The organism is Curtobacterium sp. ISL-83 (assembly GCF_018613895.1).
In the GTDB taxonomy this organism is placed as follows: domain Bacteria; phylum Actinomycetota; class Actinomycetes; order Actinomycetales; family Microbacteriaceae; genus Curtobacterium.
The window spans coordinates 1-22,580 of record NZ_JAGGPH010000005.1 but is presented as its reverse complement, the minus strand read 5'-3'; the positions used below and the strand labels follow the sequence as shown (position 1 = coordinate 22,580).

The window sequence follows — 22,580 nt, the reverse complement described above, 5'->3', positions numbered from 1 at the left end:
GGTACGCACCACATTCTTTCCAGAAATCGATCCGCGGCGACCCGTGTGCGTCCGCAGAGAGTGAACCCAACATGAGTCAGCTCCTCGACAACGTCGACGCAGCATCGCTGCGCACCGACGTCCCGGACTTCCGCGCCGGCGACACCATCAAGGTGCACGTCAACATCATCGAAGGCACGCGCTCGCGTATCCAGGTGTTCCAGGGCGTCGTCATCGGCCGTCAGGGTCACGGCATCGGCGAGACCTTCAAGGTCCGCAAGGTGAGCTTCCAGGTCGGCGTCGAGCGCTGGTTCCCGGTGCACTCGCCGATCATCGACCACATCGAGATCGTCACCCGCGGTGACGTCCGTCGCGCGAAGCTGTACTACCTGCGCGAACTGCGCGGCAAGGCAGCCCGCCGCAAGATCAAGGAGAAGCGCGACAACTGATCGCCTTCACAGTGAGCGTCCGCGTGCCGGACGGCGCTGTCGGCCCCTCGTCCATGTACGGTTGTGCATCGACGGGGGGCTTTCCCTTTGTCGCGCACCCACGCGACGGTGCACGGAACGAGAGTGGAAATGACGGACACGACGCAGGGCTCTGGGCGGCCGCCGAGGACTGAGAAGAAGCGGAACGGCGTCCTCACCTTCCTGCGGGACCTCGTCATCATCTTCATCGCGGCGCTGCTCGTCTCGTTCCTCGTCAAGACCTTCCTGATCCGCTCGTTCTACATCCCGTCGGCGTCGATGGAGAACACGCTGCAGATCAACGACCGGGTGATCGTCAACGAACTCGTGCCGAACATGGTCGCGCTGAAGCGCGGCGACGTCGTCGTGTTCAAGGACCCGGGCGGGTGGCTGGCCGGTGAGACGCTGCCGAACGTGACGCCGAAGTCCTCGGTCGGCAAGGCCGCCGACTGGCTGCTAACCCAGGTCGGACTCGGCACCGGCGACAGCGACGACCACCTGATCAAGCGCGTCATCGGGCTGCCCGGTGACAAGGTGTCCTGCTGCAACGACCTCGGGCAGATGTCCGTCAACGGCGTGCCCATCAAGGAGCCCTACCTGAAGCTGCCGGTCGGCGAGACCCGCGCCTCGGGCACCGACTTCTCGGTCACGGTGCCGAAGGGCACCATCTGGGTGATGGGCGACAACCGCTACGACTCGAAGGACTCCCGCTACAACGGGGACACCCCGTCGAAGGGCTTCGTTCCGATGTCCGACGTCACCGGGCGCGCGTTCGTGATCTCCTGGCCGACGAGTCGCTGGACGTGGCTCAACGACTACCCGGACGTCTTCGCCGGTGTGGAGGAGCGGGGCAAGTGACCCCCGTCCGCCCGTCCCTCCGCGTCGAGAAGCGCCTGCTCGGCGAGGGGCGCGTGACGGTGATCGGCATGGACGAGGTCGGCCGCGGCGCCATCGCCGGTCCGGTCGCCGTCGGGGTCGCCGCGGTCACGATCGACGTCGGACGGGTGCCGCAGGGCCTCGCGGACTCGAAGCTCCTCAGTGCTCCCCGCCGCACAGCCCTCGTCCCCGTCGTGACCCGCTGGGCGCGCACCGCGGTCGGCATGGCGCCCGCTGACGTGGTGGACCGGCAGGGCATCGTGCCGGCGCTCGGCCAGGCCGGGGCCGCTGCGCTCAAGGCGCTCGTCGCCGACGGCCTCTCGTTGGACGGGGCGGTCGTCGTGCTCGACGGTTCCTTCGACTGGCTCACGCGCGCCGTCCCGGGGTCCCTCTGCGGCACGGCCGGGGCGCTCGACGTCGTGGTCCGGGTGAAGGCGGACCGGGACTGCGCCTCGGTCGCGGCGGCGTCCGTGGTCGCGAAGGTCGAGCGGGACGCGCTGATGACCGCGGCGCACCAGGATGCCCCGCACTACGCGTGGGCGTCGAACAAGGGCTACGGGTCGACCGCGCACTACGAGGCGATCCGGACGGTGGGGCCGCACGCCCTGCACCGGACGTCGTGGTTGCACCAGGCGTCGGACGTCGCACTGGCCGGGTTCGACGAGCTCGACGCCGCCGGCTGACCCGCCTCCGCCCGATCGCCCCACGCGCCGGACGCGTGACGGGGACGGCTGCGCGGGACCGTGCCCGCGGTCGCCATCGTCGCCGTAGACTGTGGGCGCGATGGATGACGACGAATTCGACGACTACGACCGCGAGGTCGAACTTGCCCTGTACCGCGAGTACCGCGACGTCGTGTCGCAGTTCCGCTACGTGGTCGAGACCGAGCGACGTTTCTACCTGGCGAACGAGGTCGAACTCGCGCGCCGGGACACCGAGCACGATTTCTACTTCGAATTGACGATGAACGACGTGTGGGTCTGGGACGTGTACCGCTCCGACCGTTTCGTGAAATCCGTCCGCGTCCTGACGTTCAAGGACGTGAACGTCGAGGAACTCACGACCCGCGAACTCGAACTCCCGAAAGAACTCGCACTCGACGAGTGATCGTCAGTTCCTTGGGAATGGGTGGCATACGCACCGCATTCCGGCGGAATGGCATTCGTTGCGCTATCGTGGTGGGGATTTCTTTTCCCCACTGAGGAGCACGCAATGGCACAGAAGGTCACCGTCCAGCTCGTCGACGATCTCGACGACTCGCCGATCACCCCGGGTGAAGGGCGCACGCTCGAATTCGGCTTCGATGGTTCGTCGTACGAGATCGACCTGACGAACGACAACGTCGACAAGTTCCGCGAGGCTATCTCCGACTACGTCGCGGCGGCCCGCAAGGTCTCCGGTCGACGGACCAGCGGCGCGACCGGTGCCCCGAAGGCGGCTCCGAAGCGCGGCAACTCCGAGGAACTCGCGAAGATCCGCGAATGGGCCAAGGAGAACGGGTACGAGGTCTCCACCCGTGGCCGCATCTCGACCCAGGTGCAAGAGGCGTACGCCGCCGCGCACTGAGCTGTTCCCCGCGAAACCCGGACGACGTCGGTCGTCCGGGTTTCGTCGTTCCCGGGCTGCGTGACACGCCCTCGCTCATTCCTCCACACCGGCCTCCGTTTCGTTGTTCGTCCACAGCTTCCGCAGAGCGGCTCTGCCGGATGCGGTGCGCGCACGAGGGTTGGGGCGGAGGCAACAGATGGAACAGACAGCACATGATCGGCCCGGGGACTCGCTGCGCAACAGGTCGCTCGGCAGGTACGGCGAAGAGCACGCCGCGGAATGGCTCCGCGAACACGGATTCCGGGTGGTGGAACGCAACTGGCGCTGCGCCCGGGGTGAGATCGACATCATCGCGTGGGATTCCTGCACACTCGTCTTCGTCGAGGTGAAGACCCGGTCCGGCCTCCGGACCGGGCACCCCTTCGAAGCGATCACCGCGTCCAAGGTGCTGCGGCTCCGACGGTTGGTCCCGGCGTGGTTCGACGACCACCCCGAGGTGTCCGCGCGGGCGATCCGGATCGACGCGCTCGCCGTCCACGTCGACGGACCCCTGGTCGTGGTCGAGCACGTGGCAGGCGTGCTGTGACCGAGATCGGTCGCGCTGCTGCGGTGGCACTCGTCGGCGTGACGGGGCGACGGATCGAGGTTGAAGCCCACCTGACGAGCCAACTCCCGGCGTTCACGATCATCGGGCTGCCGGACACGTCCCTGGGTGAAGCGCGCGAGCGGGTGCGCTCGGCGGCGGTCAACGCCGGGTGCCCGCTGCCGAGCCGACGGATCACGGTGAACCTCACCCCGGCGGCGATCCCGAAGCGTGGGTCGGGCTTCGACCTGGCGATCGCGATGGCGGTCCTCGCCGGTGCCGGGCTCGCACCGGCCGCGTCGGAGCAGGTCGTCTACATCGGGGAACTCGGGCTCGACGGGCGGGTGCGGCCCGTCCCCGGCGTGATCCCGATGGTGTTGGCCGCGCGTGACGCCGGAGCCGCACGGGTGGTCCTGCCCGTCGGCAACCTCGACGAGGCCCGCGTGGTGTCCGGGATCCCGTTGCTCGGCGTCGACTCGTTGCGTGCTGCCGCCATCGACGCGGGAGCGCTGCTGCCCCCGGTCGAGGTCGAGGCGGTCGCGGCCAACACGGTCGCGCCCGAACGTCAGCCCGTCGCGGAACTGGCCGACGTGGTCGGGAACGAGATCGGCGTCCGCGCGGTGGTCGCAGCGGCTGCCGGTGGACACCACGTGTTGCTCCTCGGGCCGCCGGGTGCGGGGAAGACCATGCTGGCGGAGCGACTGCCGGGGATCCTCCCGGACCTGGACGACGCCGCCGCACTCGAGGTCGCAGCGGTCCGCTCGGTCGCCGGTCACGGGTCGGCCTCGTGGACCAGACGGCCGCCGTGGGAAGCACCGCACCACTCGGCGTCCGCGGTCGCGCTGATCGGCGGTGGGTCCGGCGTGATCCGCCCCGGGGCGGTGTCGCGTGCGACAAGAGGTGTGCTGTTCCTCGACGAGGCGCCGGAGTTCCCGCGCGCCGTGCTCGACGCGCTCCGCCAGCCGCTCGAGTCCGGCCGCATCACCGTCCACCGAGCGGCGGGCGCTGCGGAGTTCCCGGCCCGGTGCCAGGTGGTGCTCGCCGCGAACCCGTGCCCGTGCGGGAACGCCGGGGGAGCGCACGGGCAGCCGTGTGAGTGCCCACCCGGTGCGGTTCGTCGGTACCTCGGGCGGATGTCCGGCCCGCTGCTCGACCGGATGGACATCCGTGTGCTCGTGCCCCGCGTCACGACGGCGGTCGTCCGCCGGTCCGCCGGGGCGACGATGTCCAGCGCTCGCGCGCGGGAAGTCGTGGCCGGGGCACGCGATCGCATGGCCCACCGCCTGCGTGGGACCGGCTGGACCCGGAACGCCGAAGCGGCCGGTGCCTGGCTCCGGTCCGACGGTCGGTCGGCACCCGGGGCGACGACCGACCTCGACCGGGCGCTCGACCTCGGCACGCTGACGATGCGCGGATGGGACCGGGTGATGCGGCTGGCCTGGACGCTCACGGACCTCGCCGAGGCACCACGACCGACCCGGGACCAGGTCCGCGACGCCCTGGCGCTCCGGAGCGCACTGTGAGCGGCTCGGATCTCCTCGGGAGGGTGCGCCGAGCGCTCGGCCCGGCGGCGGACGACGTGGACCCGGTGGAGGCTGCGGCAAGGATCGCGTGGTCGGCCGTCGTGGAGCCCGGGGACGCGGTCGCGGGGGAACTCATCGCCTCCCTCGGGCCCGAGCGAGCGCTCGGCGCGGTCCTCCTCGCGGTCGATGACGGGATCGACGGCCTCGTCGCACGCTGCGCGGAGGCCGGGACAGCCGGCGCCGAGATTCCCGACGCGTGGGCGGCGGTGCTCGAGGCCGCCCTCGACCGGTGGCGTCCTCGTCTCGGCACGGTCGACGTCGCCGACGTACTCGCCGCAGCCTCGGTCGTGGGATCGTCACTGCTCGTGCCAGGTGCCCCGGGGTGGCCACTCGGGCTCGACGACCTCGGGCCGCACGCCCCGATCGTGCTGTGGACCCGTCACCGCCCGGCGGACGAGGGGCCCACGACGCCAGATCGGCCACCGGCACTCGGGGTCGTGGGATCACGGGCGAACACCGTGGCGGGCGCGGAGGCGGCCGCGGAGGTCGCGTCAGCCGCTGCCGACGCCGGGTGTGTCGTGGTGAGCGGGGGCGCGTACGGCATCGACGCCGTCGCGCACCGGGTCGCGATCGCGGCCGGCACGCCGACCGTGGCGGTGCTCGCGGGCGGCATCGACCAGCTCTACCCGGCGGGCAACGTCGACCTGCTGCGGAACGTCGCGCGACAGGGGATGCTCGCGGCGGAGTCGCCGCCCGGTACACGCCCCACACGCTGGCGGTTCCTCGCACGGAACCGGCTCATCGCGGCGCTGTCCGATGCCGTGGTGGTGGTCGAGGCCGGAGCGCGCTCCGGCGCACTGAACACCGCCCACCACGCCGGACAACTCGGTCGCCCGGTGTTCGCCGTGCCCGGCGCGTTCTCGTCCGCGGCCTCGGTGGGATGCCACCGTCTGGTGGCGCAGGGACGAGCGCAGCTCGCGGTGCATCCTCGGGACCCCGCCCTCGCCGCCGTCGAAGCCGCGGGACCGGTGCCGATGGAGGTCCCGGACGAGGTGCTGGTCGGCGCCCGCGAGGACCCTGCCGTCGTCCGCGTGGTGGACGCGCTCGGACGGCGTGCGCTCCCGACCGAGGAGCTCGCGCGGCGGTCGGGGCTCTCCATCGGGGACGCCTCGGACGCGTTGGCCCTCGCGCAGCTCCAGGGGCTGGTGACGCACACGCCCGGCGGATGGGCACGGTCCTGACGGCGGCCGGTCGTACGCTGGGGCCGTGGACGACACGACCGAGGGGCTCGCCGAGGGGCACTCGGTGCATGGGGCCCGGGACGCCGCCGTCGCCGGGGCCGGGGCCGGGCTTCCGCACACCCCGTCGCCGGTCCCGTCGCTCGATGCCTCGGTCCACGCCTTCCTCGAGCACGCGCGGCATGCGCGGGGACTCAGCGAACAGACCGTCCGCGCCTACGCGAACGACCTGGAACAACTCGTGACCTTCGCGCGGGCCAGGGGAGCGGGGCACGCCGCCGATCTGGGGATCGAGCTCCTCCGTGACTGGCTCTGGGAGGCGGACCAACGGGGCCTGGCCCGCTCGACCATCGCGCGCCGGTCGTCATCGGCGCGGGCGTTCACCCGGTGGGCGAGCGAGTCCGGCGTCGTCTCGACCGACCCCGGGGCGCGGCTGCGGGCGCCGAAGGGCGGGAGCCACCTGCCCCGCGTCGTCACCGCCGACCAGGTCCGCGTGCTGCTCGACGGCCTCGCAGCGCGTGCGGCCACCGACGATCCCGTCGCCCTCCGTGACCTGGCGGTGGTCGAACTGCTCTACGCAGCCGCCATCCGCGTGAGCGAGCTGGTCGGCATCGACGTCGCCGACGTCGATCGTGCTCGGCTGACGGTGCGGGTGCTCGGCAAGGGCGGCAAGGAGCGCGTCGTGCCCTTCGGCGTGCCGGCTCGCGACGCGGTGGAACGATGGCTCGCGCAGGGGCGCCCCGTCCTCGTCGAGCGCGGTACCGGGCCCGACGACGGCGCCCTGTTCCTCGCAGACCGCGGGGGACGCCTGGGTGTCCGCGGCGCGTACCGGATCGTCGCTCGGCTCCTGCAGGACCTGCCCGGTGACGGCCCGAGCGGCCCGCACACCTTCCGGCACACGGCGGCGACGCACCTGCTCGACGGGGGAGCGGACCTGCGGGCGGTGCAGGAACTCCTGGGGCACGCGAGTCTCGGGACGACGCAGATCTACACGCACGTGTCGTCGGCGCGGTTGCGGGAGGTCTACCGCACCGCGCACCCGCGCGCCTGACCCGCCATCCCGGGCGTCACGGACGGCAGCTCCGGTCATCCGTCAGCCCGGCCAGGCATCGTCCGGCAGCAGCACCGGCCACGCCGCCGGCGGCAGGAACGCCGTCGGGTCCACGTACCGGCCGTCCACGCGTGCCCCGAGGTGCAGACAGGGCGCGGACGCCGGGCAGTGGCCCACCGCGACCCTCCCGACCACGTCGCCCTGCTCGACGATGTCGCCCGTCGCGACCAGGGGATCGACCGAGTCGAGCGTGCTGAGCAGGCCACCGCCGTGGTCGATGGTCACGACGGTCCGACCGCCGACCGGACCGGCGAAGGTGATCGTGCCGGCGCCGACCGCCACAGCCGTGGTCCCGAGCCCGGCTGGGACGTCCACGCCGCGGTGCCCGGGGCCGTAGTCGCTCGACGGGGCTTCCCACGGCCGGGCCACCACCCGGCTGCCGGTCGGCCACACCCACGGCGCGTCGGTCTCGGAAGGACGCGCGCCCGCCGACCCGAAATCGGCCGCATCGTCTCCGGTCCCGGTGGACTGGCCAGCATGGGACCGGGCTGCACCAGACCCGACTGCACCAGACCCGCCTGCACCGGACCCGCCAGCACCGAACAGGACTGGACTGGGTTCCACCGCCACGGTGCCATGCGCCGCCGGGGGCTCGGCAGCACCGCCGAACCCGAACCCGAACCCGAAGCCGGTCACGGCCGCTGCCGCGAGCCCGAGACCCGCGGCCGTCGCCACCCACACCCTGAACGCCAGCGGGACCACCCGCGCACCGATCGCTGCCATGCCAGTCAACATGCCGGTCGACGGCCGGACCCACGGCCGACGCACCTCGACCTGTGGACAGCGAGCCGGGCCTCCAGGCCTGTGGGCGACCGACCGGGACCTGAGCACGACCGACCGTGAGCTGCGCACGACCGACCGGGACCTGCGTACGACCGGCGCCGCCGGAACCAACCCGCCCACCGGGATCTCTGCGGCAGAACCCGACCCGATGTGACCACCGCCCGCCCGAGGAGTATGGTCGGGGCCGCTCCGGAACACGCAACGCCGCTCGGACGGCGAACCAGCCGACCGCCGGGGCACCGTGCTGTCACCCGCACGGCGGCGGGAGAGCTGGAGCATCGTGTCGACGTCCACCCAGCACGGCGAGGACCGTGCGTTCAAGGGGAAGGTCACCGCGTTCGCGATCGCAGCAGCGGTCGGCGGTTTCCTCTTCGGTTTCGATTCCTCGGTCATCAACGGCGCCGTGGACGCGATCAAGAACCAGTTCCACCTGTCCGACGCCGGCAGCGGGTTCGCGGTCGCCTCGGCACTGATCGGCTGCGCCTTCGGTGCGTACTTCGCGGGCCGCCTCGCCGACCGCTGGGGCCGCACGCGCGTGATGTTCTGGGCCGCGGTCCTGTTCCTCGCGAGCTCGATCGGGAGCGCCTTCGCGTTCGCCACGTGGGACTTCGTCATCTGGCGCCTCGTCGGTGGCCTCGGCATCGGGACCGCGTCGGTCATCGCACCGGCGTACATCTCCGAGGTGTCGCCGAAGCAGATCCGCGGGCGTCTGGCGTCGTTCCAGCAGCTGGCGATCACCGTCGGTATCTTCGCGGCCCTGCTGTCGGACCAGTTCTTCGCGGTGACCGGTGGCAGCGCGTCCGCCGACGTCTTCGGGCTGCCGGCCTGGCGCTGGATGTTCCTCGTCGGCGTGATCCCGTCGGTGGTCTACGGCATCCTCGCCATCACGCTGCCGGAGTCGCCCCGCTTCCTGCTCGCCAAGGGGCGGAAGGACGACGCCCGTGACGTCATGACGAAGATCGTCCCGCCGGACACGGTGAACACGAGCATCGACGAGATCCAGGACGGCCTCGACCGTGAGGCCACCGAGGCCAAGGGCACGGTCCGCGGCGACCGGTTCGGGCTGAAGCCCATCGTCTGGGTCGGCATCATCCTCGCCGTGCTGCAGCAGTTCGTCGGCATCAACGTGATCTTCTACTACTCGACGACGCTCTGGCAGGCGGTCGGCTTCAAGGAGACCGACTCGTTCCTCATCTCGACCATCACGTCGGTGGTGAACGTCGCGGTGACGTTCATCGCGATCTTCCTGGTGGACAAGGTCGGCCGGAAGCCGCTCCTGTTGGTCGGGTCCGGCGGCATGTTCGTCTCGCTCACCATGGTGGCGATCGCGTTCTCGCAGGCCACGGTCGTGCACGGCAGCCCGAGCCTCCCCGGCTCGTGGGGCGTCGTGGCGCTCGTCTTCGCGAACCTGTTCGTCGTCTCGTTCGGTGCCACCTGGGGACCGCTCATGTGGGTGCTGCTCGGTGAGATGTTCCCGAACCGGATCCGTGCCACCGCGCTCGGCATCGGTTCCTCGGCGAACTGGATCGCGAACTTCGTGGTCACCATCTCGTTCCCGGTCCTGTCCGGCTTCAACCTGACCGTGACGTACGGGATCTACGCCCTGTTCGCGCTGCTGTCGCTGTTCTTCGTCCTCGCGAAGATCCCGGAGACGAAGGGCCGCTCGCTCGAGGAGATGGGCATCTCCGCCGAGGCCGGGACGGTCGGCGCGAAGTCCTGACGCGTCCTGGGGCGACCCGGACGGGAGGCGCGGTGTGGGTCCGACCCACACCGCGCCTCCCGTCTCTCCCGACCTGCTAGAGTTGCGGCAGCAGCGCGCTGAGCGCGCTGACTTCGCGTGTCCACAGTGCCGGCAACGGCACGTCCCGCGACCACCGGTCCCGCTCTCGCGAGCGGGCGGTCGTGCGGACAGGGCACCAGGGATCCCGGCCACCGGTCGTGATCGACACAACCGCAACCGTGCGCACGCTCGTTCCGTGCGCCGAGAAGAAGGAGGACGGCATGGCCGTCGTCACCATCCGCCAGCTGCTCGACAGCGGCGTCCACTTCGGACACCAGACCCGTCGGTGGAACCCGAAGGTGAAGCGATTCATCCTCGCCGAGCGCTCCGGCATCCACATCATCGACCTGCAGCAGTCGCTGGGCTACATCGACAGCGCGTACGACTTCGTCAAGGAGACCGTCGCGCACGGTGGCACGATCCTCTTCGTGGGCACCAAGAAGCAGGCCCAGGGCTCCATCGCCGAGCAGGCGACCCGCGTCGGCCAGCCGTACGTCAACCAGCGGTGGCTCGGCGGTCTGCTCACGAACTTCCAGACGGTCTCCAAGCGCCTCGCGCGCATGAAGGAGCTCGAGGAGATCGACTTCGACGACACGACGAAGGGCTTCACCAAGAAGGAGCTCCTCATCAAGAAGCGCGAGCTGGACAAGCTCCACAAGACCCTCGGTGGTATCCGCAACCTCACGCGGACCCCGAGCGCGCTCTGGATCGTCGACACGAAGAAGGAGCACCTCGCCGTCGACGAGGCGCAGAAGCTCGGGATCCCGATCATCGGCATCCTCGACACCAACTGCGACCCCGACGAGATCACGTACCCGATCCCGGGCAACGACGACGCGATCCGCTCCGTCGGTCTGCTGACGCGCATCGTCGCCGACGCCGCGGCCGAGGGCCTGAAGACCCGCCACCAGGGTGGATCCGAGGAAGCGGCCGAGCCGCTCGCCGAGTGGGAGCAGGAGCTCCTCTCCGGTGACACCGCGGCCCCCGCCGCCGGTCAGACCGAGGGCGAGGGCGCCACGGTCGAGGAGAACGACGCCGACGCGCAGGTCGCCGCGAAGGAGATCGGCGAGCCGATCGCCGACGCCGACAAGAACGCCGAGCCGACGGCCGAGGCCGCCGCTGCCGCGGAGACCACCCCCGCCGAGTGAGCACCAGGGGCGCCGGACCGATCCCGGTCCGGCGCCCCTGCCTCGCTCTCCTCGTTCCACAAACGCAAAGTCCAGAAAGGACGCCAGTCGATGGCAAACTTCAGCGCAGCTGACGTGAAGAAGCTCCGTGAGCAGCTCGGGGCCGGCATGATGGACGCGAAGAACGCGCTCGTCGAGGCCGACGGCGACTACGAGAAGGCCGTCGAGCTCCTCCGCATCAAGGGTGCGAAGAGCGTTGCCAAGCGCGAGGACCGTTCCACGTCCGAGGGTGTCGTCGTCGCCAGCGCCGAGAACGGCGCCGCAACGGTCGTCGAGCTCGCGAGCGAGACCGACTTCGTCGCGAAGAACGAGCGCTTCACCGCGCTCGCCGACAAGGTCCTCGGTGGCGTCGCCGCCGCGGGTGCCGCTGACGTCGAGGCCGGCAAGGCCGCGACCGTCGACGGTCAGACCGTCGGGGACATCATCAACGAGGCTGCCGCGCAGCTCGGTGAGAAGCTCGAGCTCCGCACGGTCCGCCGTGTCGAGGGCACCAACTTCGAGATCTACCTGCACAAGACGAGCCAAGACCTGCCGCCGCAGATCGCCGTCGTCGTCGCCTACGAGGGTGACGACGCCGCCGAGGCCCGTTCCATCGCGCAGCACATCGCCTTCGCCGCGCCGTCGTACCTGACGCGCGACGAGGTCCCCACCGAGGCCATCGAGAAGGAGCGTGCGACCGTCGAGGCGATCACGCGCGAAGAGGGCAAGCCCGAGGCTGCACTCCCGAAGATCGTCGAGGGCCGCCTGAACTCCTTCATCAAGGGCATCGCGCTCCTCGAGCAGGACTACGCGAAGGACAACAAGATCTCCGTCGCGAAGGCGGCGGCGAACGCCGGCATCACCATCCAGGGTTTCACCCGCGTCAAGGTCGGCGCGTAACGAACCCGTGACGGGGTCAGGAACCACATCGGTTCCTGACCCCGTTTTCGCGCGCTCGCGCGCGGACGACCGGCCTGGAGGCACGACCCGCCTCCGCCGGACCGGCTCCGGCCGGGTAGATTCCCACGAGACTCCGACGAAGGGTGCGACCACATGACCGACGAGAAGACCGGACGACGCCGAGTCCTGCTGAAGCTGTCGGGGGAGGCGTTCGGAGCCGGGAGCCTCGGCGTGAACCCCGACGTGATCGGTGCCATCGCACGGGAGATCGCCACGGCGTCGCGCGAGGTCGAGATCGCGATCGTCGTCGGCGGAGGGAACTTCTTCCGCGGCGCCGAGCTCTCGCAGCGCGGCATGGACCGTGGCCGGGCCGACTACATGGGCATGCTCGGGACCGTGATGAACGCGCTCGCGCTGCAGGACTTCCTGGAGCAGGCCGGTGCCGCCACGCGCGTGCAGTCCGCCATCGCGATGACCCAGGTCGCCGAGCCGTACATCCCGCGACGCGCCGAACGGCACCTCGAGAAGGGCCGGGTCGTGATCTTCGGCGCGGGTGCGGGTCTGCCCTACTTCTCGACGGACACCGTGGCCGCGCAGCGCGCCCTCGAGATCAAGGCGGACGAGGTGCTCGTCGCCAAGAACGGCGTCGACGGCGTCTACACGGCGGACCCGAAGAAGGACGCGTCGGCCGAGAAGCTGCACCACGTGACCTACCAGGACGCCCTGCTGAAGGGGCTCAAGGTCGTCGACGCCACCGCGTTCTCGCTCTGCATGGACAACGGGATGCCGATGCACGTCTTCGGGATGGAGGGTGAGGGCAACGTCCGCGCCGCCATCCGCGGGGAGCGCATCGGCACGGTGGTCAGCAACTGACCCGTACGGCTGACTAGACTCGACGCCAGTACCGAAGGAGAACCACCGTGATCAGTGATGTCCTCACCGAAGCCACCGAGAAGATGGCGAAGGCCGTCGACGTCGCCAAGGACGACTTCTCGACCGTCCGCACCGGGCGCATCAACGCCGCGCTCTTCCAGAAGATCCCGGTCGAGTACTACGGCACGCCGACTCCGCTCGCGCAGCTCGCGTCCCTCCAGACGCCCGAAGCGCGGACGCTCATCGTGACGCCGTACGACAAGACCGCGCTGAAGGAGATCGAGCGCTCCATCGCGACGTTCCCGAACCTCGGTGCCAGCCCGACGAACGACGGCGAGATCGTGCGCGTCACGATCCCGGAGCTCACGAAGGACCGCCGCAAGGAGTTCGTCAAGCTCGTCCGCAGCAAGGGCGAGGACCACAAGGTCGTCGTCCGGAACATCCGCCGCAAGGCGAAGGACGACCTCGACGCGCTGAAGGGTGAGATCTCGGACGACGAGATCTCCCGTGCGGACAAGGACCTCGAGACGCTCACGAAGAAGCACGTCGACCAGATCGACGACGCGCTGAAGAAGAAGGAAGCCGAACTCCTCGAGGTCTGATGCCCCGTCCGGACCAGGGCGATGAGCGCCCCACACCAGCACCAGCCTCCACGAAGAAGGGGCTGCGCCAGGACTTCGACGCCCGCGCACGAGCGGCGCGCAACGACTTCGAGGCGCAGCTCCGGCAACGTCGGGCCGACTTCGGCGCGCGCAACGAGGCACTGACCGCTCGGACCGGCCGCAACCTGCCGGCAGCGATCGCCATCGCCCTCGCGTTCGCGGTCGTCGTGATCAGCTCGCTGGTGCTGTGGAAGCCGTCGTTCATGCTGGTCGCGGCGTTCCTGCTCGGCGTCGGCGTGTACGAGCTCGCCAGCGCCATGCGGTTCGCCGGTCGGGACGTCCCGCGGGTGCCGACCGTGGTCGTCAGCGTCGCCGTGGTCGTGGCCGCGTACCTCGGCGGCCAGGTCGGCGCGCTCCTGACGCTCCTCGGCGGGATCGTGTTCATCTCCCTGTGGCGCCTGGTCGAGGTCGCGTTCGCTCGCACGAAGCCACCCGCGGTCAGCGTCGTCCGGGACCTCACGAACGGGCTGTTCGTCCAGGCGTACGTCACCCTGCTCGGCGTCTGCGTCGTGCTGCTCACCGCGCAGGACCGCGGCCAGCTGTGGGTGATCGCGTTCCTGTTCGTCGTGGTGGCGGTCGACACCGGTGCCTACGCGACCGGGCTCAACTTCGGCAAGCACCCGATGGCCCCGCGGATCAGCCCGAAGAAGACCTGGGAGGGCTTCGTCGGGTCGGTCGGCGCGAGCATCGTCGTCGGCATCGTGGTGTGCATGCTCCTGCTCGGCCTGCCCTGGTGGTCGGGGGTGGTGCTCGGAGTCCTCATCTCGGGATCCGCCACGCTCGGCGACCTGACCGAGTCGATGATCAAGCGCGACCTGGGCATCAAGGACATCTCGTCGTTCCTGCCCGGACACGGCGGCATGCTCGACCGGATCGACAGCGTCCTGCCGTCCGCCGCCGTCGCGTACGTGATGTACCTCGTCGTCAACCACTGAGTCGCCCAAGCCTCGCCCCGAGTCCTCGCTGGCGCTCCCGGTACACCCAGGTGTCGTCGGACACCCAAGTGTCGTCGGACACCCAGGTGTCGTGAGGGCGCGCACCTGGCAGAATGTCGCCGTGGCCACCACCTTCCCGAACGCAGACCGCTCCGCCCTCGGCTACGACGTCGACGAGGTCGAGCGTTTCCTCGAGGACGCCCGTCGGGCGTACACCGCAAACGACAGCGCCCCCGGCATCGAGGCCGCGAAGATCCGCGCGACCGCGTTCTCGATGCGCAAGGGCGGGTACTCGACCGCGCACGTCGACGCCGCGCTCGAGCGGCTCGAGGACGCCTTCGCCGCGCGGGAGCGCGAGCGTGAGATCGCCGACATGGGGCAGAAGGCCTGGTACGACGAGGCGCGCTCGAAGGCCTCGGACGTCGTCGCCCGGCTCGAGCGCCCGGACGGCCAGCGCTTCCAGCGTGTGAACGTCCTCGCGACCGGCTACCACCCGAAGGACGTCGACGCGTTCGCCGCCCGGCTCGGGGGCTACTTCCGCGACGGCAAGCCGCTCAGCCTGACCGAAGTGCGCTCCGCGGTGTTCCGTCCCAAGCACGGCGGGTACCGCGAAGCACAGGTCGACGCCCTCCTCGACGCCGTCGTCGAGGTCATGCTCGCTGTCCGCTGACGACGCGCCTGGGGTCGGTGCTTCGCTTTCCGTGATCGTTCCGTTATGCTGGACGAACTCATGGGCAGGCACACGGCAGACAACGGCTCCGACCGCGATACCCGCGAGCACCTCGACCACTCGGTCGCCGGTGAGCGCCGCGCGGCACTCAAGCGAACCCGAACGACGGCTCCGGCCCTCGCGGTGACGGACCGGGGCAGTGCGGCGACGTCGCCGACCGCCCCGGTCATCGCCCCGAAGTCGGTCGCGGCGAACCGCGTCTCCGACGCACGGGTCGTCCACGCCGCGGCGGCGCACCCCGCTCCCTCGGCTCGCGTCGACCCGCGGGCGGTCAAGCAGCAGCGGGCCCGCGCGGTCGCCGCGCCGACGAAGCCGATGCGCGGTGTGAACTCGTTCATGCGCAAGCGCGCGACGATCCCCGCGCTGTCGTTCTTCGCGGTGTTCGGGTTCGTGGGCGGCTCGCTCTTCAACCCGATGCAGGCCGACGTCGCGCAGGCCGCGGTCATCGCCCCGGTCCTCGCGAAGGCGCCCCCCGTCGCGCCGCAGCAGTTCTCCGCACACGGCACCTACGCCGGGTTCGACACCTCGCGTGACGGCTACGGCGTCACCCTGCCGAAGCCGAAGGTCGTCGTCGCGCCGAAGGTCGTGCCCGCGGCCACGCCGACCACCCCGACGTCCGCAGCGACGCCGGCCGTCACGCCGAGCAACACGCTCGCCGCGACCGCCGCTGCGCCGGACCCGGGCAGCGCCCAGGCAATCGCCCAGCAGCTCGTCGCCGCGCGCGGGTGGGGGACCGACCAGTACAACTGCCTGGTCTCGCTCTGGAACAAGGAATCCGGGTGGCGCGTCAACGCCTACAACCCGAGCGGCGCGTACGGCATCCCGCAGGCACTGCCCGGCAGCAAGATGGCCTCGGCTGGTGCCGACTGGCAGACGAACCCCGCGACGCAGATCACCTGGGGTCTGAACTACATCACCGGCGTCTACGGCACGCCGTGCGGTGCCTGGGGTCACAGCCAGTCGTTCAACTGGTACTGATCGGTACCCGGGGGTGCCGCGCAGCAACCGGCCTCGGCGTCCTCGCGGAGCCGGGTTCGGGATCGACCACGGCGAGGAGTCACCGGGCCTCGAGCGCCTGATGACCTCGTGGCGGCACACGGAGTTCCGGCGTGGCCACGAGTACACCGTCCAGCCGATCTCCGCTGCCTCGGCGCAGAAGGAGTACGTCTGCCCCGGCTGTGGCGGCACCGTCCTCCCCGGGGTCGCACACGTCGTCGTGTGGCGTGCGGACGGGGTGCTCGGTGACGACGCTGACCTGGCGTCCCGGCGGCACTGGCACAACCACTGCTGGAGCATCGCGTGACCGCTGCAGCCCACGGCGGGCCCGTCGCCGACGACGGCTCGTCGGGCGAGATCCGCTCCGGGACCGAGCTCCCTGCGCGGCGCACGGACATCGAGCTCGTCACCGACGACCACCTGACCCTGGTCGGCGAACTCGCCGAGCCCCTGGACCGGCCGACGCGCGGCACGATCGTCACACTGCACCCGCTGCCGACCGCGCACGGCTTCATGGACTCGCACGTCCTGAAGAAGGCAGCCGCACGCCTCCCGGCACTCGCGGACATCGCGGTGCTCCGGTTCAACTTCCGCTCCGTGACCTCACCGCGCGGCACGTCCGAGGGCGTGTTCGGTGACGGGGTCTCCGAGGGCTTCGACCTCCGTGCTGCCGTGCAGGAGACCCACGACCGCGGTCTGCCGGCGCCGTGGCTCGTCGGGTGGTCCTTCGGGACCGAGGTGATCCTCAAGCACGCGCTCGAGCACGTGGCAGCCGGGCGGGTCGCGGGCGTCGTGCTGCTCTCGCCGCCGCTGCACCGGACGAGCGACGCCGAGCTGGCACGGTGGGCGGGCGTCGGGGTCCCGGTGGTCGCGCTCGTCCCCGAGCACGACGACTTCCTGCAGCCTGCCGAGGCGGCCCGTCGTTTCGCGCTCGCGCCGGAGGTGCGCGTCGTCCCGGTCGCGGGTGCGAAGCACCTATGGGTGGGAGAGCGGTACGTCCGCATCGTGCTGGACGCGATCGCGGACCTCGTGGTCCCGGGCAGTGCACCGCTGCCGACGCACTGGCCGGTCTGAGCACCACTGGAGCCGGCCTGGAGGCGCTGGTCGCGCCTCCAGGCCGGCTCACCGCTCAGCGGTCGCTGGCGTTGGTTCCTCGCGTCGCGCCGTCGTCGACGATCACTCCGGCGGCGTGCGAGAGCACGCCACGCAGGTTCTCGAGGTACCCGGCGACGGCGTCGCGCTCGGTGCGGATCGCCGATAGCCGGTCCTCTGCCTCGGCGATCTGCCCCGCGGTCCGTTCCTCGGCGTCCGCGATCATGCGGTGCACGCGCTCCTGGGCCTCGGCGATGATTGTCCGAGCGTGTTCCTGCGCTTCGGCCGTGCTGCTCCGCTCGAGGTCGTCGGCCTCCTGCTGCAGGCGCTCGGCGCGTTCGCGTGCCTCGGCCGCCCGGCGGGTGGCCTCCGCGAGCTGCAGGTTCGCCTCGTCCAGGTACTTCTGCGTCTCGGTGACCGTCTCGTGGTGCTTCTGCAGGTAGTCCTGCTCGGCGTCGTCGCGGCGGGCGGCGAGCTCCGACTCGAGGGTCGTCCGGGCTTCGTCGCGCTCGCGGGCGATCTCGGCGCGGACCTCGTCACGTTCCTTCGCGAACCCGGCGCGGGCGGTGTCGATCTCCTGGCGGAGGGCGGCGCGTTCGGCTTCGAGCGCGTCGAGTTCCGTGGTGCGACGGTCGGCGATTTCGGTGTCGACCTCGGCGTGCTCGCGCTCGCGGCGGGCGGCGATCTCGTTCTCCAGCTCGCGAGTGAGGCGTTCCGCAGCGGCGTCGGCCTCCGCGCGCTCGCGCTCGATCCGGGCCTGGTGCTGCTCGAGTTCCCGTGCGATCCGATCGGCGGTCTCCTGCACGAGCCGGGCGTTCTCGGCGAGCGTCTGCTCCTCGTCGACGCGGAGGAGCGCCTGTGCGGCGGCGATCTCCTGGTCGAGGGCGGCGCGTGCGGAGGCGAGTTCGCGAGCCCACTCGCTGCGTGCCGCGGCGAGTTCCTCGTCCACCACACGACGCTGCTCGGCCAGTTCCGTCGTGAGCCCGGCGCGGCGGTCAGTGACCTCGGCGTCGAGGTCGGCTCGGCCCGTTTCCAGCGCCAGGGCGTGTGCCTGCTGCTGGTCGTCGCGCTCGCGCACCCAGGCCGCCCGGCCTTCGGCGATCTCGCGGTCGAGCGCCGCCCGACGGGTCGTCTCGGCACGGTCGAGGTCCTCGAGCCGGCGCGTGTGCTCGGCGTCGAACACGCTCCGGCGGTGTGCGGTCTCCCGGTCGAGGTCCGCTGCGGCCTGACGAGCGTCGGCCGATTCGCGCTGCGCGATCTCCCGCAGCTCGGCGACCTCGTGCTCGACCTGCGCCCGGAGCGCGTTCGTCTCGCGGATCGCCACCGACCGGACCTCGGCGGCTTCGGTGAGCGCGGCTCCGCGGATCGTGGCGGCCTCGTTCTGGGCGTCCTGGACGAGCAGGCCGGACTCGGCACGGGCGCGCTCGACGGTGTCCGCCGACTCGGCTCGGGCGCGTGCCAGCTCGTTGGTGGCTCGGGTTCGAGCGTCCTCGAGGGTGTCGCGGGATTCTTCCTGCGCTTCACGGACCAGGCGGTCGGCTTCGGCGCGGCTGGAGGCACGGAGGCGCTGGGCGTCGATGTCCGCCTGCGCGATGAGCCGGGTCGACTGCTCCTCGGCGACGCGCAGGGTGGACTCGAGTCGCGTGCCGAGCCCGCTGTACGTCGGGGTGCCGGCCTCGTCGAGCTCGCCCTGGAGTTCCGAGACGCGGGTCTGCAGGAGCCGGATCTCCTTCGCGGCCTCGGCGCGGTCGTTGTTCGACTTGATGAGCTCGCGGCGCAGGTCGTTCAGCGCGCGGTCCACGTCGTCACGGCGGTACCCGCGCAGCTCGGAACCGAACTCTGCCTCGTCGTTGGCCACGTTGTCGCTCCCCGGGGGTCGTACGGCGGACCCCAGCGGCCCGCGCACCGATTGTAGTGGTGCCCGATCCGTGCTTCCGAGGGGCTGTCGATCGGTGCTCCGTGGGCCCGGACGGACGACGGGATGTCCGCAACGGCACGCGGAGATGCAGTGTTCAGGGTTGCTCGCTATCGTTGAGCGCTGATTCGCGCGCCGATCCCCCACCCCGGCGCGGTAGGGAGAAGATCCGTGCGATTCGTCCTGGCGATCGTCAGTTTCGTCATCGGTCTGTTGCTCGTCGCCTTGGCGGTCGGGCAGCGCACCGTCTTCGCCCCTCCGTCGTCCCTCGTCGCCGAGTCGTCCACGAAGACCTCTGCTCCGGTCACGGTGATCCCGGGCTCGACGCTCAACGCGAACCCCGGCTACCAGCGCGTCAACGTGACCGGATCCGGCACGGTGTTCGCCGCGTACGGCAAGACCACCGACGTCAACGCCTGGATCGGTGACGCGAAGCACACCACCCTGCGCTTCGACGCTGCAGCGGGCCGCCTGGTCGGCAAGACGACCGGCTCCGAGAGCACCGTGCCGTCGCCGAAGGGCAGTGACCTCTGGTACCAGGAGTACGACGGGCCCGGACAGTTCACCGTCCGGCTGCCCGCCGACGTCTCCGTGATCGTCGTCGGCGACGGCAAGGGTGCCGCACCGACCGACGTCTCGGTCACGTGGCCCCGCGACACGTCGACCCCGGCAGTCGGTCCGCTCCTCGTCGCGGGGGGCGTCTTCGTGCTGGGTGGGCTCGTGCTGCTCGTCTGGGCCTTCGTCCACCAGCGTCGCGGACGTGGTCCGCGCCGACGGAGCGGCGGAACGCGGCCGCCGCGCGTCCGCGCATCGCGCCGCGCTGCCGCTGCAGGCGCGCAGGTGCCGGCCCGGGGCCGTCGTGGGCGCCGGGCGTTCGTCGCCGTGCCGCTGGTGCTGGTCGGTGCCCTGATGCTGGCGGGGTGCTCCTCGGAGTACTGGCCGCACGGCGGGGGTCAGGCGACCCCGACGCCGACCATGGCCGCGACGGCGGCGGCCGCCCCGTCGGAGCCGACCGCCGCCTCCAAGCAGCAGATCATGCGCATCGTCCAGCGCGTCGCCGTGGTCGCGAAGCAGTCCGACGGCGCTCGCGACGCCCGGCTCGCGGCGACCCGCTTCACCGGTTCCGCGCTCCAGCTGCGCGAGGCGAACTACACGATCCGCGGCAAGGACTCCGGGGTCAGCGCCCCGCCGGTCATCTCGGCCGGGCAGGTCTGCGTGGCGCTGCCGCAGCAGACCGACAGCTGGCCGCGGACGGTCTTCGCGGTCGTTGCTGACGACTGCACCGCCAAGACGGCGCCGCAGGCGCTCACGCTCGTGCAGGACTCCGCTCGTGACGACTACAAGGTCGCGTACGACGTGTCGCTCGAGGCGGACGCCAAGCTGCCGACCCTCGCACCGACGTCGATCGGGGCCGCGCTGCTCGCGTCGAACTCGAAGCTGCTCGCGATCGCACCGGGTGGGGTCGCGACGGCGTACAGCGACATCCTCGCGAAGGACGCCGCCAGCCGGTACGCGAACCTGTTCCAGAGCGAGGGGGACGGTCTCCGTTCGACCATCGGGAAGGCGTACAAGGACAAGAAGTCCGCGGCGCTGCCCGACACCGCCAAGATCGAGTACTCCTCTGAGGTCCCCTCGGACAGTGCCGTGGCCATCGCCACCGACAAGGCCGGAGCGCTCGTGTCGGCCGACCTCAACGAGATCGAGAAGGTCACGCCGACCGCCGCCGGTGCCGAGGTCAACACCGAGGGTGCGGTGAAGGCGCTGTCCGGCGTCGACTCCAGCAAGAAGGGCATCACCGCCACGTACGGCGTGCAGCTGCTCTTCTACGTGCCGCCGGTCGGCACGGATGGCAAAGTGGTCCTGCTCGGCTTCACGCAGGGCCTGACAGCAGCGAGTGAGGTGCAATGACGAACATCCCCCCGACACCGGCCGGACTCCGCGGAGCCGTCGACCTGTCGTCCCTCGTCGACCGCGCGCAGCGGCCGCCCCAGCCGCCGACCGCCGCCGGTGCGCCCGGCGGCGTCGGCGCTGCGACGCCGCCGACCGGCGCGGACGTGACCGTCCCGTCGCTGGTCATGGACGTGACCGACCAGACGTTCCAGGACATCCTCGAGCTCTCGTCCGTGGTGCCCGTGATCGTCGACATCTGGGCGGAGTGGTGCGGTCCGTGCAAGCAGCTGTCGCCGATCCTCGAGCAGCTCACGGCGGAGTACGACGGACGGGTCGTGCTCGCCAAGGTGGACGCCGACACGAACCCGCAGCTCGTGCAGGCGTTCCAGGCGCAGTCGATCCCGACCGTGGCGGCCGTCATCGCCGGTCGCCCCCTGGGGCTCTTCGTCGGTGCGCTGCCCGAAGCGCAGGTCCGCGACGTCTTCGAGCAGGTCGTCGCCGCTGCTGAGCAGAACGGCGTCGCCGGACGGGTCGCCGTCGACGGCGCCGTGAGCGAGGCCGCCGAGCAGGGTGAACCCGAGCCCGAACCGCTCCCGCCGCACCACCAGGCCGCGTACGACGCGATCGAACAGGGCGACTACACCACGGCGATCGCGGAGTACAAGACCGCGATCCTGCAGGACCCGCACGACCAGATGGCCGTGGCGGGCCTTGCGCAGGTGTCGCTCCTGGCACGTCTCGACGGGCGGACCGCCGACGAGATCCGTTCCGCCGCCGCCGCCGCTGGGCCCCGAGATGTCGAGGCGCAGCTGGCCGTGGCCGACCTGGACATCTCCGGGGGCCACGTGGAGGACGCGTTCGTCCGGCTGCTGGACCTCGTCCCGACGGTGTTCGGCGAGGAGCGCGAGGCACTCCGTGTCCGGCTGGTCGAGTACTTCGAGTTGATCGGTGCCAAGGACCCGCGGGTCGTCGCGGCGCGACGTCGGCTGGCGAGCGCGCTCTACTGAGGCCGCCGCGGCCGTCCGCGTGTGACGCCGCTCGATCCTTCACGCACCGCCGAGAGCACGAGGCGCCGCCGTTTCCGGCGGCGCCTCGTGCGTTGCGGGGTGCTTCGTCGGGACGACGGCGTCTCGGGCGGATGCCTCCGCGTCCGCGGGACGCCCCCGTCTGCGTGAGACGCCCCCGTCTTCGTGTGACGCCGGGCGCGCTGCGAGACGGTGCGGCTTCTGGCGGCGTCTCGGGGCTTCGGCGGCGTCTCGGGAGGTCGGCGGCGTGGTGGGGGGACGCCGCCGTCTGCGTGAGACGCCCCCGTCTTCGTGAGACGCCGGGCGCGCTGCGAGACGGTGCCAGTTCCGGCGGCGTCTCGGGGCTTCGTCGGCGTCGCGGGGAGGTCGGCGGCGTGGCGGGGGGACGCCGCCGTCTGCGTGAGACGCCCCCGTCTTCGTGAGACGCCGGGCGCGCTGAGAGACGGTGCCAGTTCCGGCGGCATCTCGGGGCTTCGTCGGCGTCGCGGGAGGTCGGCGGCGTGGCGGG

The 22,580-nt window shown here is 71.1% G+C and carries 23 protein-coding genes; 21 read left to right on the top strand and 2 right to left on the bottom strand.

What is annotated here, in order from left to right:
- The first annotated feature begins 71 nt into the window (after nt 1-71).
- The 9 genes from rplS to J7E22_RS03470 all read left to right on the top strand — a co-directional run bounded on the left by rplS (nt 72) and on the right by J7E22_RS03470 (nt 7,265).
- Nucleotides 72-428, top strand: a complete 357-nt coding sequence (gene rplS, locus J7E22_RS03510; RefSeq protein ID WP_214978955.1) for a 50S ribosomal protein L19 — start codon at nt 72-74, stop codon at nt 426-428.
- A 129-nt stretch (nt 429-557) separates the two neighbouring features.
- A complete protein-coding gene (lepB, locus tag J7E22_RS03505; protein WP_214978953.1) occupies nt 558-1,304 on the top strand; it encodes a signal peptidase I in 747 nt (248 codons plus the stop codon).
- On the top strand, nt 1,301-2,005 hold the full coding sequence (locus tag J7E22_RS03500) for a ribonuclease HII (RefSeq protein WP_214978950.1): 705 nt from the start codon (nt 1,301-1,303) through the stop codon (nt 2,003-2,005). The genes lepB and J7E22_RS03500 overlap by 4 nt, the downstream gene beginning before the upstream one ends.
- A 100-nt stretch (nt 2,006-2,105) precedes the next feature.
- Nucleotides 2,106-2,429, top strand: coding sequence for a DUF2469 family protein (locus J7E22_RS03495; RefSeq protein WP_214978948.1), 324 nt, complete (start codon nt 2,106-2,108; stop codon nt 2,427-2,429).
- A 105-nt stretch (nt 2,430-2,534) separates the two neighbouring features.
- Nucleotides 2,535-2,888 (top strand): Lsr2 family protein, encoded by a 354-nt coding sequence (locus J7E22_RS03490; RefSeq protein ID WP_214978945.1) that lies wholly within the window; start codon nt 2,535-2,537, stop codon nt 2,886-2,888.
- 178 nt (nt 2,889-3,066) lie between these two features.
- Nucleotides 3,067-3,456, top strand: coding sequence for a YraN family protein (locus J7E22_RS03485; RefSeq protein ID WP_214978943.1), 390 nt, complete (start codon nt 3,067-3,069; stop codon nt 3,454-3,456).
- On the top strand, nt 3,453-4,976 hold the full coding sequence (locus J7E22_RS03480; protein WP_214978941.1) for a YifB family Mg chelatase-like AAA ATPase: 1,524 nt from the start codon (nt 3,453-3,455) through the stop codon (nt 4,974-4,976). The genes J7E22_RS03485 and J7E22_RS03480 overlap by 4 nt, the downstream gene beginning before the upstream one ends.
- Nucleotides 4,973-6,217: a DNA-processing protein DprA gene (gene dprA / locus J7E22_RS03475; RefSeq protein WP_308159137.1), complete on the top strand. Its 1,245-nt coding sequence runs from the start codon at nt 4,973-4,975 to the stop codon at nt 6,215-6,217. The genes J7E22_RS03480 and dprA overlap by 4 nt, the downstream gene beginning before the upstream one ends.
- A 25-nt stretch (nt 6,218-6,242) precedes the next feature.
- Entirely contained in the window at nt 6,243-7,265 is a 1,023-nt protein-coding gene (locus J7E22_RS03470; RefSeq protein WP_308159136.1) for a tyrosine recombinase XerC, read from the top strand.
- Between the two features lie 42 nt (nt 7,266-7,307).
- Here J7E22_RS03470 and J7E22_RS03465 read toward each other — a convergent pair whose 3' ends face one another.
- Nucleotides 7,308-8,048 carry a murein hydrolase activator EnvC gene (locus J7E22_RS03465; RefSeq protein WP_214978936.1) on the bottom strand — a complete coding sequence of 247 codons (741 nt, stop codon included), beginning with the start codon at nt 8,046-8,048 and terminating at the stop codon, nt 7,308-7,310.
- Nucleotides 8,049-8,388: 340 nt separating this feature from the next.
- Between J7E22_RS03465 and J7E22_RS03460 the strand changes: the two genes are divergently transcribed.
- The 10 genes from J7E22_RS03460 (at nt 8,389) to J7E22_RS03415 (ending at nt 17,224) form a co-directional block, all read left to right on the top strand.
- Nucleotides 8,389-9,828, top strand: a complete 1,440-nt coding sequence (locus J7E22_RS03460) for a sugar porter family MFS transporter (protein ID WP_308159135.1) — start codon at nt 8,389-8,391, stop codon at nt 9,826-9,828.
- Between the two features lie 281 nt (nt 9,829-10,109).
- On the top strand, nt 10,110-11,036 hold the full coding sequence (rpsB, locus tag J7E22_RS03455) for a 30S ribosomal protein S2 (protein WP_214978934.1): 927 nt from the start codon (nt 10,110-10,112) through the stop codon (nt 11,034-11,036).
- A gap of 90 nt (nt 11,037-11,126) precedes the next feature.
- Complete coding sequence (tsf, locus tag J7E22_RS03450; RefSeq protein ID WP_214978932.1) at nt 11,127-11,954, top strand: translation elongation factor Ts; 828 nt, start codon at nt 11,127-11,129, stop codon at nt 11,952-11,954.
- A 153-nt stretch (nt 11,955-12,107) separates the two neighbouring features.
- Complete coding sequence (gene pyrH, locus J7E22_RS03445) at nt 12,108-12,827, top strand: UMP kinase (protein ID WP_214978930.1); 720 nt, start codon at nt 12,108-12,110, stop codon at nt 12,825-12,827.
- 47 nt (nt 12,828-12,874) lie between these two features.
- A complete protein-coding gene (gene frr, locus J7E22_RS03440) occupies nt 12,875-13,429 on the top strand; it encodes a ribosome recycling factor (RefSeq protein ID WP_214978928.1) in 555 nt (184 codons plus the stop codon).
- A complete protein-coding gene (locus J7E22_RS03435; RefSeq protein ID WP_214978925.1) occupies nt 13,429-14,424 on the top strand; it encodes a phosphatidate cytidylyltransferase in 996 nt (331 codons plus the stop codon). The genes frr and J7E22_RS03435 overlap by 1 nt, the downstream gene beginning before the upstream one ends.
- A 121-nt stretch (nt 14,425-14,545) precedes the next feature.
- Nucleotides 14,546-15,094, top strand: a complete 549-nt coding sequence (locus J7E22_RS03430; RefSeq protein WP_214978924.1) for a DivIVA domain-containing protein — start codon at nt 14,546-14,548, stop codon at nt 15,092-15,094.
- A gap of 45 nt (nt 15,095-15,139) precedes the next feature.
- Nucleotides 15,140-16,132 (top strand): hypothetical protein, encoded by a 993-nt coding sequence (locus tag J7E22_RS17425; RefSeq protein WP_251008692.1) that lies wholly within the window; start codon nt 15,140-15,142, stop codon nt 16,130-16,132.
- Nucleotides 16,133-16,145: 13 nt separating this feature from the next.
- Entirely contained in the window at nt 16,146-16,457 is a 312-nt protein-coding gene (locus tag J7E22_RS03420; RefSeq protein WP_214978922.1) for a hypothetical protein, read from the top strand.
- A complete protein-coding gene (locus J7E22_RS03415; protein WP_214978920.1) occupies nt 16,454-17,224 on the top strand; it encodes an alpha/beta hydrolase in 771 nt (256 codons plus the stop codon). Before J7E22_RS03420 ends, J7E22_RS03415 begins: the two co-directional genes overlap by 4 nt.
- A 55-nt stretch (nt 17,225-17,279) precedes the next feature.
- Here J7E22_RS03415 and J7E22_RS03410 read toward each other — a convergent pair whose 3' ends face one another.
- Nucleotides 17,280-19,100 carry a hypothetical protein gene (locus J7E22_RS03410; RefSeq protein WP_214978918.1) on the bottom strand — a complete coding sequence of 607 codons (1,821 nt, stop codon included), beginning with the start codon at nt 19,098-19,100 and terminating at the stop codon, nt 17,280-17,282.
- Between the two features lie 228 nt (nt 19,101-19,328).
- Between J7E22_RS03410 and J7E22_RS03405 the strand changes: the two genes are divergently transcribed.
- Nucleotides 19,329-21,065 carry a hypothetical protein gene (locus J7E22_RS03405; protein WP_214978916.1) on the top strand — a complete coding sequence of 579 codons (1,737 nt, stop codon included), beginning with the start codon at nt 19,329-19,331 and terminating at the stop codon, nt 21,063-21,065.
- Nucleotides 21,062-22,054, top strand: a complete 993-nt coding sequence (locus J7E22_RS03400; RefSeq protein ID WP_214978913.1) for a tetratricopeptide repeat protein — start codon at nt 21,062-21,064, stop codon at nt 22,052-22,054. Before J7E22_RS03405 ends, J7E22_RS03400 begins: the two co-directional genes overlap by 4 nt.
- Nucleotides 22,055-22,580: the final 526 nt, after the last annotated feature.

Bases quoted from the DNA above. Each gene is read 5' to 3' on its own strand.
- rplS (WP_214978955.1), top strand. From the start codon at position 72: ATGAGTCAGCTCCTCGACAACGTCGACGCAGCATCGCTGCGCACCGAC.
- lepB (WP_214978953.1), top strand. From the start codon at position 558: ATGACGGACACGACGCAGGGCTCTGGGCGGCCGCCGAGGACTGAGAAG.
- J7E22_RS03495 (WP_214978948.1), top strand. From the start codon at position 2,106: ATGGATGACGACGAATTCGACGACTACGACCGCGAGGTCGAACTTGCC.
- J7E22_RS03490 (WP_214978945.1), top strand. From the start codon at position 2,535: ATGGCACAGAAGGTCACCGTCCAGCTCGTCGACGATCTCGACGACTCG.
- J7E22_RS03485 (WP_214978943.1), top strand. From the start codon at position 3,067: ATGGAACAGACAGCACATGATCGGCCCGGGGACTCGCTGCGCAACAGG.
- J7E22_RS03465 (WP_214978936.1), bottom strand. From the start codon at position 8,048: ATGGCAGCGATCGGTGCGCGGGTGGTCCCGCTGGCGTTCAGGGTGTGG.
- rpsB (WP_214978934.1), top strand. From the start codon at position 10,110: ATGGCCGTCGTCACCATCCGCCAGCTGCTCGACAGCGGCGTCCACTTC.
- tsf (WP_214978932.1), top strand. From the start codon at position 11,127: ATGGCAAACTTCAGCGCAGCTGACGTGAAGAAGCTCCGTGAGCAGCTC.
- pyrH (WP_214978930.1), top strand. From the start codon at position 12,108: ATGACCGACGAGAAGACCGGACGACGCCGAGTCCTGCTGAAGCTGTCG.
- J7E22_RS03435 (WP_214978925.1), top strand. From the start codon at position 13,429: ATGCCCCGTCCGGACCAGGGCGATGAGCGCCCCACACCAGCACCAGCC.
- J7E22_RS17425 (WP_251008692.1), top strand. From the start codon at position 15,140: ATGCTGGACGAACTCATGGGCAGGCACACGGCAGACAACGGCTCCGAC.
- J7E22_RS03400 (WP_214978913.1), top strand. From the start codon at position 21,062: ATGACGAACATCCCCCCGACACCGGCCGGACTCCGCGGAGCCGTCGAC.